13 protein-coding genes are annotated in these 12,780 nt (G+C 75.0%); 3 read left to right on the top strand and 10 right to left on the bottom strand.

Features of this window, described 5'->3' with window-relative positions; translation table 11 throughout:
* Positions 1–632: 632 nt before the first annotated feature.
* Positions 633–878, bottom strand: a complete 246-nt coding sequence (locus PSU4_RS19755; protein ID WP_186817068.1) for a WhiB family transcriptional regulator — start codon at positions 876–878, stop codon at positions 633–635.
* A 226-nt stretch (positions 879–1,104) separates the two neighbouring features.
* Here PSU4_RS19755 and PSU4_RS19750 point away from each other — a divergent pair, with 226 nt between their 5' ends.
* Positions 1,105–1,869 carry a site-2 protease family protein gene (locus PSU4_RS19750; RefSeq protein ID WP_373866079.1) on the top strand — a complete coding sequence of 255 codons (765 nt, stop codon included), beginning with the start codon at positions 1,105–1,107 and terminating at the stop codon, positions 1,867–1,869.
* On the opposite strand, the gene PSU4_RS19745 is transcribed toward PSU4_RS19750, so the two are convergent.
* The 9 genes from PSU4_RS19745 to PSU4_RS19705 form a co-directional block, all read right to left on the bottom strand.
* On the bottom strand, positions 1,842–2,405 hold the full coding sequence (locus PSU4_RS19745; RefSeq protein WP_147110419.1) for an NUDIX hydrolase: 564 nt from the start codon (positions 2,403–2,405) through the stop codon (positions 1,842–1,844). The genes PSU4_RS19750 and PSU4_RS19745 overlap by 28 nt on opposite strands.
* Positions 2,399–3,751 carry a coenzyme F420-0:L-glutamate ligase gene (locus PSU4_RS19740; RefSeq protein ID WP_147110417.1) on the bottom strand — a complete coding sequence of 451 codons (1,353 nt, stop codon included), beginning with the start codon at positions 3,749–3,751 and terminating at the stop codon, positions 2,399–2,401. The genes PSU4_RS19745 and PSU4_RS19740 overlap by 7 nt, the downstream gene beginning before the upstream one ends.
* Positions 3,744–4,751: a 2-phospho-L-lactate transferase gene (cofD, locus tag PSU4_RS19735; RefSeq protein ID WP_147110416.1), complete on the bottom strand. Its 1,008-nt coding sequence runs from the start codon at positions 4,749–4,751 to the stop codon at positions 3,744–3,746. Before cofD ends, PSU4_RS19740 begins: the two co-directional genes overlap by 8 nt.
* 80 nt (positions 4,752–4,831) lie before the next feature.
* Complete coding sequence (locus PSU4_RS19730; RefSeq protein ID WP_147110414.1) at positions 4,832–5,317, bottom strand: glutathione peroxidase; 486 nt, start codon at positions 5,315–5,317, stop codon at positions 4,832–4,834.
* 81 nt (positions 5,318–5,398) lie between these two features.
* A complete protein-coding gene (locus PSU4_RS19725) occupies positions 5,399–6,316 on the bottom strand; it encodes a DNA-3-methyladenine glycosylase family protein (RefSeq protein ID WP_147110412.1) in 918 nt (305 codons plus the stop codon).
* Positions 6,313–7,386 (bottom strand): mannose-1-phosphate guanylyltransferase, encoded by a 1,074-nt coding sequence (manB, locus tag PSU4_RS19720; protein WP_147110430.1) that lies wholly within the window; start codon positions 7,384–7,386, stop codon positions 6,313–6,315. Before manB ends, PSU4_RS19725 begins: the two co-directional genes overlap by 4 nt.
* A gap of 58 nt (positions 7,387–7,444) precedes the next feature.
* Positions 7,445–8,179 carry a glycosyltransferase family protein gene (locus PSU4_RS19715; protein ID WP_147110410.1) on the bottom strand — a complete coding sequence of 245 codons (735 nt, stop codon included), beginning with the start codon at positions 8,177–8,179 and terminating at the stop codon, positions 7,445–7,447.
* 66 nt (positions 8,180–8,245) lie between these two features.
* Positions 8,246–9,280, bottom strand: coding sequence for a tetratricopeptide repeat protein (locus PSU4_RS19710; RefSeq protein WP_147110409.1), 1,035 nt, complete (start codon positions 9,278–9,280; stop codon positions 8,246–8,248).
* 160 nt (positions 9,281–9,440) lie between these two features.
* Complete coding sequence (locus PSU4_RS19705) at positions 9,441–10,265, bottom strand: glycosyltransferase (RefSeq protein ID WP_246115225.1); 825 nt, start codon at positions 10,263–10,265, stop codon at positions 9,441–9,443.
* A gap of 186 nt (positions 10,266–10,451) precedes the next feature.
* Here PSU4_RS19705 and PSU4_RS19700 point away from each other — a divergent pair, with 186 nt between their 5' ends.
* Together PSU4_RS19700 and PSU4_RS19695 are read left to right on the top strand one after the other, a co-directional pair.
* On the top strand, positions 10,452–11,984 hold the full coding sequence (locus PSU4_RS19700) for an LCP family protein (RefSeq protein ID WP_186817067.1): 1,533 nt from the start codon (positions 10,452–10,454) through the stop codon (positions 11,982–11,984).
* 36 nt (positions 11,985–12,020) lie between these two features.
* Complete coding sequence (locus PSU4_RS19695; protein ID WP_147110403.1) at positions 12,021–12,737, top strand: TIGR03089 family protein; 717 nt, start codon at positions 12,021–12,023, stop codon at positions 12,735–12,737.
* The last annotated feature ends 43 nt before the right edge of the window (positions 12,738–12,780 follow it).

Below are 12,780 nucleotides of genomic sequence, written 5' to 3'. Positions count from 1 at the left end.
ACCAGAACCAACGACGAACGCTCACGACACGCTCGCCGCCACCCCGACCGCCGAGCGTGTCACCAGCGTCGACGACGAGCGCTCACGACACGTTCGCTCGTGGATCCGGGGCCCGACGATCAGGGCCGCGGGCCGGGGCACCGTCCGCTCCCCCGAATGGGGCGATCTCCGACCGATCGGCCGCATGCACGCCGCCGTCGGGGCGACATGTCCGGCAGCGCACCGTCACGCTCCGCGGTCGGACTCCGCCCTCGCGCGACACTCACGCGAACGGCGCTTGCGGTCGGCCGCGACGACACTCCGCGGCACGGAACGACCGGCGCGCGGCCTGCGCGGCCGACACATCACCCGGACGACCCCTCGACACCCGGAGCGACGAGTTTCGACGAACACCGGCACTCGGCCCGGGCACCGCGCCCTCGGTCGGGCGCGGCGACGATCGCCGACGGTGCCCCTCCCAGGGCTCGGCGCGACCGACGCCGAGCCACCCGGAGGCAGCACGGTCAGGCCCTGTGTCCTCTTCGGACATCTCGGGCAGAGGTCGACCGTCCTGTGCGGACGGCCGTCCTCATCCTTCCGGTGCGCCGCTCGAACCCCCCGGTCCTTTGCGGCGCAACCAGATTCGGCCGCGGTCAGACCGCGGCGCGTCGGAGTCGTCGACGTTCCCGCTCCGACAGACCGCCCCAGATCCCGAACCGCTCGTCCTGCGCGAGCGCGTACTCCAGGCACTCGGCCCGGACCTCGCACCCGGCGCAGATCCGCTTGGCCTCCCGGGTCGATCCACCCTTTTCGGGGAAGAACGCCTCGGGATCGGTCTGGGCGCACAGCGCCCGTTCCTGCCAGTCCGGCTCTGCATCGGCCTCGGCGAGGACGTCGATGTAGACGACGTCCCCGCCAGGGGCCGCCGCATCCACGAAGTCGACCCCGACCAACTGAAGTGTGTCACTGATCACGTTCACTCGCCCACCTCTCCCCGCGCCCCGGCGAATGACACCGGCGTAAGTACATCGCTGTGGCTCGGTTCTTGGCAAGTTGGGGCGGCCGTCCGGGTGACGCGTTCCACCCCATCGGTCGCCCGTTCGGCAGACTGGTCAAGTGCCAGGCGTGTCCAACCGATTGAGTCCATGGTTCCTGCTGCTGCTCGCCGTGGCGGTGGTGGGCGGGGTCGTGGCGGCCCTCGCACCGGCCGTGCCGCTGCAGCCGCACTCCTCCGCGGCCCTGACCACGGGAGTCGTGCTGCTCGTGCTCGGCGGCTGGACGGTGTCGCTGTGCCTGCACGAGTTCGGGCACGCGTTCGTCGCCTACCGGGCCGGCGACGTGACCGTGCGCGACAAGGGCTATCTCACACTCGACATCCGTCGCTACACCGACGTCGGGCTGTCGTTCGTGCTGCCGATCCTGTTCCTGCTCATCGGCGGTATCCCGCTGCCCGGCGGCGCGGTGTGGATCAACCACGGCCTCGTTCGCTCCCGGGCCGCGCGCAGCCTCGTCTCACTCGCCGGCCCGACGATGAACCTGCTGCTGGGCGCGCTCCTGACGCTGGCCGTGTCGACGATCGCGATGCCGTACGGGCTGGTCATCGGGCTGTCGGCGCTGGCGCTGATCCAGGTGCTGGCCTTCGTGCTGAACATCCTGCCGATCCCGGGCCTCGACGGGTTCGGCGTCCTCGAGCCGTACCTGCCGCCGGGCGCCCGGCAGATCGCCGCGAAGGTGCGGCCGTGGGCGCCGCTGGTGCTGTTCGTCGTGCTGCTGTCGTTCACCGCGGCCCAGCAGGTGTTCTTCAGCGTGTCGTCGTGGATCTTCGCCGGGATCGGGGGCAGCGACGTCGCGGCCTCCCTGGGCTACACCGAGCTGCTGTTCTGGCGCTGAGCCGTGGCCCGCGCGGCCGCGACCATCTCGGGGACCGTGTCGCTCTCGGCGGGCACCTCGTCGACCGGCCACCACCGCAGGTCGAGCGACTCGTCGGAGATTCGCGGCTGCGCACCCTCGGGGGCACGCACGAGGTAGCGGACGTCGAGGTGGCGGGTCGGCACGCCGAGCGAGCAGGTCACGGGGTGGACGTCGATGTGCAGCGGGTGCTCGGAGATCGTGAGCCCGTCGATGCCCGACTCCTCACCGGCCTCGCGCAGCGCGGCCGCGCGCAACGACACGTCGCCGGGTTCGCAGTGCCCGCCCAGCTGCACCCAGCGGTGGAACCGGCGGTGCAGCGTGAGCAGGGTGTGCTCGCCGCGGGCGTCGAGCACCAGCGCGGACGCGGTGAGGTGCCCGGGGACGCAGGAGCGGTCGCACGCGTCGTCGGGGCGGGCGTCGAGGAACGCGAGCAGCGCGTGTCGCAGCGCCTCCTGACCGCTCGTCCCGGGCGTCCACGCCCGCAGCTCGGCGGCGGCCGTGGCGGGGGCTACCACTCGACCAGCCCGTCGGCCGGGTCACGGGGGGCACGCGGCAGCAATGGTGACTCGGGCACGCCGACGGCGACCGCGCCGAGCGGCTGCCAGTCGTCGGGAAGCGCGAGCACCTCACGGACGACGTCGCCGGCGAAGATCGTCGACCCCACCCAGCACGACGCCAGACCCTCGGCGGCGAGCGCGACGAGCAGCGACTGCACCGCCGCTCCCCCGGCGACGGTGAACATGTCGCGCTCGGCCGCGGTGCGGACCGGGTCGGGATAGGGCTGCGCGCCGTCGCCGGTGCGGAAGGCGAGCACCAGCTCGGGGGCGCGGCGCAGCAGGTCACCGCGCGCGAGGCGGCGGGCCACCTCGTCGGCGGGGCGACCGTCGGCCTCCAGGTCGGACTGCCAACGGTCGCGCATCGCGTCGAGCAACGCGGTGCGGCGCAACGGGTCCCGGACCCAGCCGAAGCGGAACGGGGTGGAGTGGTGCGGCGCCGGCGCGGTGAGCGCGACGCCGACCGCGCGGCGCAGCGCGTCGGCGTCGACGGGGTCGGGTGCGAAGCTGCGGGAGCTGCGGCGCAGCAGGACGGCCTCGCGGCGGCCCTGGGCGAGTGCTTCCTCGGTGCCGAGGCTGAACAGGTCGTCGTCGAGGCCACGGACGAGGTCGCGGGCGCCGGACCCGTCGTCGACCGGGCGCATGCCGCGGACCACCGCGACCGGCTGGCCACCGAGCTTGCCCTTGGCCAGGTCGGCGGCGGCGGCGACCTCGTCGGCGATCGCGACCTCGGTGACGACGAGCTCGTTGCCCTCGGCGTCGATCGTGCCGCCGTAGCTGTGCAGCACGGCGAGACCGGCCGAGCCGATCGCCACGTCGGTCTGCCCGACCCGCCAGGTGCGGCCCATCGTGTCGGTGACGACCACCGCGACGTCGACCCCCAGTGCCGCCGCGAGGCCCGCCCGCAGCCGTTGGGCGCTGGCGTCGGGATCGACGGGGAGCAGGGCCAGCTCGTCGCGACGGACGTTGGACGCGTCGATCCCGGCGGCCGCCTGCACCAGGCCCAGCTTGCTCGCCACGATCAGGGTGCGGCCCCGGCGGGCCACGACCCGCTCGGTCTCCTCGTCGACCAGGCGCCGGCGCAGCGCGTCGCGTTCCTCCGGGTCCTCGGGCGCGGTGACGAGCCTGCCCTCCGCCTTGGACACGATCTTGCTGGTGACGACGACGACGTCGCCGTCGGCGAGCCAGGGCGCGGCGTCGGCGATGGCGGCGGCCACGTCGTCGCCCGGGCGGAACTCGGGGAGGCCGCGAACGGGACGGACGGTGAGGCCGTCGGGCGCGGCGTGATCCCCAGGACCCTCAGACACCCTCCACCCCGGCGAGCTCGAACGCCGCCCGGACCATCGCGGCGGTGGCGTCCACGTCGGTCATCATCAGCGGGACCTCGCGGACCTCCGCGCCGGGCAGCTCGTGCCCGTCGCCGGGGGCGACCAGCCACCCGTCGAGCAGACCGCCCTTGCCGCGGCCGCCGTAGTGCGCGCCGACACCCGCCGCCGACGTCTCCACGCCGAGCGCGGCGAGGCACGCGTCGGCCATGCCGCGCACCGGCGCGCCACCGACGATCGGGGAGACGCCGACGATCTTCGCCGGCGTCGCGACCAGGGACTGCGCCATGCCCGGGACGCCGATCAGGGTGCCGATGCTCACCACGGGGTTGGACGGCGCGACGAGCACCACGTCGGACGACTCGAGTGCGTCGCGGACCTCGGGCAGCACCCGGGCCTCCTCCGCACCCACCGACGCGAACCGGTGCGCCGCCGGCTTGGCCTGGTGCCGCACCCACCACTCCTGGAAATGCACCGCGACCTGCGGCGGCGCATCGGGGGCGGCGGCGTCGGGGTTGTCGATGACGACGTGGGTCTCCACCCGGTCGTCGGTGACCGGCAGCAGCCGCACACCGGGCTTCCACCGGTGACACAGCGCCTCGGTGACCTGCGACAACGGGTACCCGGCGCGCAGCATCCGGGAACGGACGAGGTGCGTGGCGATGTCGCGGTCGCCGAGGGAGAACCAGTCGGGGTCGGCGCCGTAGGCGGCGAGCTCCTCCCCGACCGTCCACGACTCGCCCGCGCGGCCCCAGCCGCGTTCGGTGTCGATCCCGCCGCCGAGGGTGTACATGCACGTGTCGAGATCGGGGCAGACGCGCAGGCCGTGCAGCCAGATGTCGTCGCCCACGTTCACGACGGCCGTCACCTCGTGCGGCGCGTCCTCGGTGCCCGGACCGACCGCGGGCAGGCCGAGAGCAGCCTTCACCCCGAGCAGGAACCGGGCGCCCCCGACCCCGCCGACCAGCACGGTGACCTTCACGCGACGACCTTCACAGGACGACCTTCACGCTGCTCTCCTCGCGACGCTCACCCCGAGACCCTACGTCGAGGCACCGACACTCACGACGGGAGCGCGGCCGTGACGGCCGCGACGACCTCGTCGGACCCCGGCTCGGTGCGCGGCCGGAACCGGGCGACGACCGTGCCGTCGGGGGCGAGGAGGAACTTCTCGAAGTTCCACTGCACGTCGCCGGCCTCGCCGGAGGCGTCGGGGTGCTCGGTGAGCCGCTGGTAGAGCGGGTGCCGGCCGGGGCCGTTGACCTCGACCTTCTCCGTCAGCGGGAAGCTCACGCCGTAGGTGGTGGAGCAGAACGTCGCGATCTCCTCCGGCGAGCCGGGCTCCTGGCCGCCGAACTGGTTGCACGGCACGCCCAGCACGGTGAGGCCGCGGTCGCCGAAGCGCTCCTGCAGCTCCTCCAGCGCGGTGTACTGCGGCGTGAGCCCGCAGCGGGAGGCGACGTTGACGACCAGCACGGTCCGGCCGGTCAGATCGGGGAGGGTGCCGCCGTCGAGGGCGGCGATGTCGGCGTCGAGAACGGGAGCCATGATCGGCACGCTACGCCGCGGCGGACCCGGCCGGACGGCGCTGTGACGAGCAGACCTGCGACGAGCCGACCTGCGACGCGCTCACATCGCGCGGTGGTCGCGCGGGGAGAACCGCGGGCCGAAGCGCGGCCGCCGGAACCCCGACAGCTCGACGTAGCGCACCGCCCGGTGCCGCTGCGGCGCGTACGGGGCGAGCACCTCGAGCATGCCGACGTCGTCGAGCGGGCGGCCCACGAGCGCCCAGCCCACGACGGTCGGGATGTGGAAGTCGCCGAAGCTCACCGCGTCGGCGTCACCCCAGGCCCGTTGCGCGACCTCCGCGGCCGTCCACACCCCGATGCCCGGCACGCGGCGCAGCAGGATGCGGCCCTCCTCGCCGCCCAGCTCGGCCGCGGCCTCCAGCCGGTGCGCCACCGCCGCCGAGGCGAGGACCGCGCGCCGCCGCGCCGAGTCGACCCCGGCGCGGTGCCATTCCCAGTCGGGGATCTCACGCGTGCGCGCGGGCGTCGGCGGCACCCGCATCCCCTCGGGGGCCGGGCCCGGCGCGGGCTCGCCGAAGCGTCGGCACAGCTCCCGCCACGACCGGTGCGCCTCGGTCCCGGTGACCTTCTGCTCCAGCACCGCCGGGAACAGCTGGTCCCACACCCGGCCCGTCGCCCCGAGGCGTAGGCCTGGCAACCGGTGCGCCGCGTCGGCGACCAGCGGATGGTGGGCGACGAACGAGTCCGGGTCGTCGGCCGCGCCGAGCAGCTGCGGGAGCCTGTCGACGGTCCACGCCGCCCCCGGCCCCCACGCCGCCGCGACGACCGTGCCGTCGGCGCGGCGCGCCAGCCGCAGCGTCGCCGCGCCGTCGGGGGTCGTGCCGGTGCGCCAGATCGCGGCACCGTCGGCGGCCGACCGCCACGTCGGGTCGCCCCGGCCACGCCGCAGCGGCGCCAGGACCCCCGTCAGGTCCAGACGGAAGTCGGGACGCCACTCCCGCTCGACGGGGCCCGTCACTCCACGTCCGGGGAGAACCGCACGCCGCGCGCCGGCAGGACCACGCCCGGCCACACCCGCATGCCGCCGCGCAGCTCACACAGCTCGCCGACGGCCGCGTCGTCGCCGATGACGCCGTCGGCGACGACCGCGCCGGCCTCGACCCGGGCGTTGCGGCCGAGCACCGAGTTCTCGACGACCGCGCCCTCGGCGACGACCGCGCCGTCGTAGATCATGCTGCCGACCACGCGCGCCCCTGCCCCGACGAGCGCGCCCTTCCCGACGACGGTGCCGCCCGCGACGTGCGCGTCGGCCGCCACCTCGGCGCCCGCCAGCGCGAGCAGGTCGCCCGTGGGGCCGGGCAGCGCCGCGGACGGCGCGATGCCGCGGACCAGGTCGGCCGAGCCCTGCACCAGGTCGGCGGGGGTGCCCATGTCGCGCCAGTAGGCGTCGTCGACGTGGCCCGAGACCCGCGCGCCGGCGGCGAGCAGCCCGGGGAAGGTCTCACGTTCCACCGACACCGGCCGGCCCGCCGGAATGGCCTCGAGCACCTCGCGGCGGAAGACGTAGCAGCCGGCGTTGATCTGGTCGGTCGGCGGGTCGGGCGTCTTCTCCAGGAACTCCAGGACCCGGCTGTCCTCGTCGGTGGGCACGCACCCGTAGGCCCGCGGATCGGGCACCCGCACCAGGTGCAGCGTCACGTCGGCCTTCGTGTCGCGGTGGGTGCCGACGACGGCGCGCAGGTCGGTCCCGCACAGCACGTCACCGTTGAACACGAGGATCTCGTCGGCGGTGAGGTGCCCGGCGACGTTGCGGATGCCGCCACCGGTGCCGAGCGGCTCGGTCTCCACGACGTAGGTCAGCTCCAGCCCGAGGGCCTCGCCGTCGCCGAAGTGCTCCTCGAACGTCTCCGCGAGGTACGACGTGCCCAGTACGACCCGGCGCACCCCCGCCGCGCGGATCCGGGACAGCAGGTGGGCGAGGAACGGCACCCCGGCCGTCGGCAGCATCGGCTTCGGCGCCGACAGGGTCAGCGGCCGCAGCCGGGTGCCCCGCCCCCCGACCAGCACCACGGCTTCGACGTCGTGCAGCACGGTCTGTCGTCTCCCTCGTCACTCACGCCTGGTCATCGCAGCTCGCCCGGGCCGGTCACGCCGCCGGGCCCCGGGCGCGCGGCCCGAACACCCGGCCGGCGACGAGCACCGCGCCGGCGACGGCCCGTCTCGCGCCGCGGGTGCGGCCGCGGACCAGCCGCCGGGCCCCGGCGTGGCGTTCGTCCGCCGACTCCGGGACGTCACCCACAGCGTCCCGTACCGCCTCCGCGGCCGGCACGGCGACCCGGAGCCAGCCGGCCGCGTCGAGCCGGTCGGCGAGGTCGAGGTCGGCGTAGGGCACCGGCAGCCGCGCGTCCCAGCCGCCCGTCGACGCCAGCGCGGCCCGCCGCAGCAGCACCGCGGGCCCGGGGACCGCGGGGTCGCCGTCGGCGTCCAGGAGGCGGGTGAGCAGCCTGTGGCCGGGGAGGACCTCGACGGTCGCGCCGCGCAGCCGCGGGACCACCGCCCCGGCCCGCGGCACGGCCCGGGCGGTGGCCAGGAGCGCCTCGACCGCGCCCTCGTCCCACGTCACCCCGGGCTCGGTGACCAGCACGAACTCGACGTCGGCGGCCAGCGCGGCCAGCGCACGGTTGACCGCGGCGGGCCGGCCCAGGTGCTCGCCCAGGTCGAGCGGGGTGACACCGGGCGTCACCGGGGGCGGCGGGTTGCCGGCGACGTGGACGACCGTCTTGGCCGGCCCGACCGAGTCGAGGCAGCGCTGCACCTGCGCGACGGGCGCGTGACCGGCGATCACGACGGCCCACCCCGGCTCCTCGGCCCGACCCTCCACGCGCGCACCCTAACCGGCGGGTCCGACGATCCGCCCACCGTGACGCACGCGGCCGCGGGCGGGCTGTCAGTCGTCGTCGGGGTCCTCGCCGTCCAGCTCGGCGAGGGCGGCGACGGCGGCACGGTCGCCCGACGACGCCCCGACGACGAGATGGTCGCGCCCCTCCCCGACGCGGCCGTCCTCGATCAGGAACACGCCGAGCGCGGCGGCCGCACCGGGCTCGCGGTGCCGGACCGCCTCCCGCAGCTGCTGTTCGGCGTGGGACCGGTCGGCGCGGGCGGCGAGCAGGAAGGTCGCGTAGGCCACGTGCGCGCGCAGTGCGCCGAGCTCGTCGGCGAGGCGGTAGAGCCGCTCGGCCTCCTCGTCGCGACGGGCGGCGGAGCGGGCGTCGGCGAGCGCGACGACGGTGTCGGGTCGCGAGGTGTCGTAGTAGCGCTCGGCGGCGGTGACAGCGGGGGCGAGCTCGTCGGCGTCGAGCAGGAAGGAGACGAGGTTGTCGGCGGCCTGGCCGTCACCGTGGTCGGCGGCGCGGACGAGGACCTGGACGGCTTCGGCGTCGCGACCCATGTCGCGCAACAGGATCCCGAGGTCGTTGGCCGCGGCCGACTCGCCGTTGGCGATGGCGAGCCGCAGCGCCTCCTCGGCGCCGTCGCGGTCGCCGATCTCGGCGAGCGCGACACCGAGGCGGCCGGCGAACCGCACGTGTCCGCGGGCGACGAGCAGGCCCAGCCACTCGGCGGCGGCGTGGAAGCTGCCGCTGTCGAGGTAGGCGTCGGCGAGCGCGTCGGGTGACGACGGCTCCCCCGCGGCGACGGCCTGGCGGAGCACCTCGACGGCGTCGAGGGCCAGGTCGCGCCGCAGCAGGTCGCGTCCCCGCGCGGTGAGGGGTTCGGCGATGCGCTGCGGCAGCCGCGGCGCGGCGGCCGTCGGGCCGGGTGCGACCGGGGTGGTCCCGGCGTCGGCCGCCCCCGTGGTGGGTGCGGTGTCGAGCGGCGCCACGGGGGCGAGGACGTCGACCGGGGCGGGCGCGTCGAACCCGGCGTCGGGGTCGGTGCGCGGGCGCGCGCTCCGGACGGGCGGCTCCGTCGTCGCCTCTGTCATGGGCCACCTCCCGTGAAACCGACGCTCCCGCTCGGGCAGCCGATACACGGTGCTGCGTCAGAGTGCGGAAGGACTACCCGATCGGGTGGCGGGATAGTCGCAGATCACACCGACGGTTCGCGGGTCCTGGCCCAGTGGCCCGCGCGGGTGAACGGGGGCGTCAGCGGTGCACCGCGACGACGCGGCGGTACGCCGTGCGCCGCACGGCCTCGGGCACGAGCCGGTATCCGCCGCGGACGACGACGTTGCGCGCGAACTGGGGCCACGTCGTGAAGCCCATCGCCTTGAACCGGCGCTGCAGCCCCAGCTCGGCGCGCAGCTGCCCGAGCCCCCCGCGGCGGGCATAGGCCCCGGCGCCGACGCGGTAGCGCACCAGCGGTTCGGCGACGTTGGCCACCCGCGCGCCGGCCATCAGCATCTTCGCCCACAGGTGGTAGTCCTCCATGAGCGCGAATTCGCCGTAGCCGCCGACGCGGCGCACCAGCTCACGGCGCATCACGACCGTCGGATGGTTGAAGGGGTCGGCGAAGCGGGCGCGGGCGGCGATGTCGCGCGGGTCCGTCGGCGGGGTGCGCCTGCCGACCTCGACGGCGGCGTCGTCGGCGAACTCGATCAGCCCGGACCCGACGAGGTCGGCGCCGGCCTCGACGATCGGCAGCTGGACGGCGAAGCGCTGCGGTTCGCAGACGTCGTCGGCGTCCATGCGGGCGACGACGTCGTGGGCACAGGCGTCGAGGCCCGCGTCGAGGGCCGGTCCGAGGCCGACGTTGCGTTCCAGCGCGAGCATCCGCACCGGTACGGGGGACGACGCGACGAGCTCGTCGAGGCAGGCTGTGAGGTCGGCGCCGACCGGGCCGTCCCGCACGATCACCACCTCGTCGGGGCGGCGCTGCTGCGCGTCGACGCTGGACCGGAACGCTGCGGCGAGGAAGTCGGGCCGATCACCCGCCCACACCGGCAGGAGCAACGAGAACGGCTCGGACACGGTGGGTGAGGCTAGTGCGACGCTGTGACCACCTCCGGGGGCGCCCCGGGGTCTGCACCGCGACACGCCGTCTGGATCACCGCCCGGGTCGCGACGGGATGTTGCACAGTGTGTGACGCCGAGAGCGGCCGGCCCCGATTCACGGGGGCAGCCGCCGCCCGGCGCACACCGTCCGGAAGGGGCCACGTGAACCAGCGGACCGCGCTGACCGAGCGCCCCCGCTCGCGCCCCGCACCCGACGACGACGCCCCCGCCGAGGCCCCGCCGGACTGGGGCCGCAGGCTGCGGATCGCGACCGTCGTCGCATCGGTGCTGGTCCTGGTCGTGACGGGGTCGGCGTGGGGGCTCTACCGCGACGTCACGTCGGGCCTGACGACGACCGACGTCATCTTCGGCGGCGACGACGGCGAGGGCCTCAACATCCTGCTGGTCGGCGTGGACAGCCGAACCGACGCGCAGGGCAATCCGCTGCCCAAGGCGGTGACCGACGCGCTGCACAGCGGCGCCGACACCGGGGTGCTCAACTCCGACACGATCATCCTGCTGCACCTGCCCCCGGACGGCGGCGCCGCGGCGGCGTTCTCGATCCCGCGCGACTCCTACGTCGACATCCCCGGGTACCGCAAGGACAAGATCAACGCGGCGTACCCGGCGACGAAGGCGCTGAAGGCCGAGGAGCTGGTCGCGGCGGGCGGCAAGAGCGCCAGGGAGATCGACCAGGAGTCGTCGGCGGCGGGCCGCAGCAAGCTGATCGAGACCGTCCAGGACCTCACCGGCGTCCACGTCGACCATTACGCCGAGATCAACCTGCTCGGGTTCTACAACCTCACCCAGGCTGTCGGCGGCGTCGACGTGTGCCTCAAGAACCCGGTGAGCGACGAGCTGTCCGGCGCGAACTTCCCCGCCGGCCCGCAGACCATCTCCGGTGCGGCCGCGCTGGCGTTCGTGCGGCAGCGCCACGGACTGCCGGAGGGCGACCTGTCGCGCATCCGCCGCCAGCAGGTGTTCCTCGCCGCGATGGCCGACAAGATCCTCTCCAGCGGCACGCTCACCAACCCTTCGACGCTGAACGCACTGATGGACGCCGCCCAGAAGTCCCTGGTCATCGACTCCGGCTGGGACATCCTCGGCTTCGCCCGGCAGGCCTCCGACATCGCCGCGGGCAACCTCGAGTTCATGACGATCCCCACCCAGGGCGGCACCACCAACAACCGCGGCGACGTCGTGCTCGTCGACCCCGGTCAGGTGAAGAAGTTCGTCACCGACCGCAGCGAGGCCACCGAGGACGCCGCCGACGCCGCCACCCCCGCCACGGACGGGGCACCCGCCGTCGACCCGAAGACGGTGACCGTCGACGTCGGCAACGCCAGCGGGGCCACCGGTCTGGCCGGGCAGATCGCCGACACCCTGAACGCCGCCGGGTACGTGCGCGGCACCGTCGGCAACGTCGCCTACCGGCCGACCTCGGCCGTCCGCTACTCGACGGACGCCGCCGAGGCGGGCGCCGAGGCCGTCGCCGCGAAGCTGGGCCTGCCAGTGGAGAAGGCCGCCGACGCGCCCGCGGGACGCGTCCAGGTCGTCCTGGGCGCCGACAGGGCGACCGGCGCCGGCGGCGGGGGTACGGGCGGCACGACGACGTCCCCCGACACCGCGACGCCGCAGACCCCGGCGGCGGGCGGCGGCGCCGTCAACGCCGGCGGCGTACCGTGCATCGACTGATCGACACCTGATCGAACGACCCGTGAGGCCCGCTCCGTGACGCTGACCGCCACCCTGCTCGACCCGATCCTGAAGGCGAACCCGGCCCGCCCGCTGATCACCTTCTACGACGACGCGACCGGCGAGCGCATCGAGCTCTCCGCCGTCACGACGGCCAACTGGGCCGCCAAGACGGCGAACATGCTGCGCGACGAGTGCGACGTCGAGACCGGCACCTCCGTCGCCGTCCTGCTGCCCGCGCACTGGCAGACCGCCGCCGTACTCCTGGGGGCGTGGTGGTGCGGGGCGCACGTCGTCGCCGACCCCGCCGACGCCGAGTGGATCCTGTGCGACGCCGACCGCCTCGACCTGGCGCTCGCCGCAGCGCCGTCCGGCGGGGTGGTCGCGCTGTCGCTCGACGCGTTCGGCAAGGGCCTCACCGGGCTGCCCGACGGCGTCGTCGACTACGCCACCGAGGTCCGGCAGCACGGCGACGACTTCGTCCCCTGGGAACCCGTCCCCGACACCGCACCCGCGCTCGGTGACCTGTCGGTCGCCGACACCGCGGCCGCCGCCCTGCGCCGCGCCGGGGAGCTCGACATCACCGCCGGCGACCGCGTCCTGTCGATGGCCGAGTGGTCGAGCCTCGACGGCGTCGTCGACGGGCTGCTGTCGGTGCTCGCCGTCGGGTCCTCGCTCGTGCAGTGCCGCAACCCCGACATGGGCAAGGTGATCGCCCGCGCCGCCGCGGAGAAGTGCACGCGCAGGCTCTGACCACGCAGCTCTGAACTGGGCCGCCGTCGGTCCCGGACGGGCC

It is taken from the genome of Pseudonocardia sulfidoxydans NBRC 16205, from assembly GCF_007989085.1.
Lineage (GTDB): Bacteria > Actinomycetota > Actinomycetes > Mycobacteriales > Pseudonocardiaceae > Pseudonocardia > Pseudonocardia sulfidoxydans.
Note: the sequence above shows the minus strand (reverse complement) of the source record. Positions and strands in the feature narration are given on the sequence as shown.

Excerpts from the sequence above, each read along its gene's own strand:
- PSU4_RS19730 (WP_147110414.1), bottom strand. The coding sequence starts at position 5,317 with ATGGCTCCCGTTCTCGACGCCGACATCGCCGCCCTCGACGGCGGCACC.
- PSU4_RS19710 (WP_147110409.1), bottom strand. The coding sequence starts at position 9,280 with ATGACAGAGGCGACGACGGAGCCGCCCGTCCGGAGCGCGCGCCCGCGC.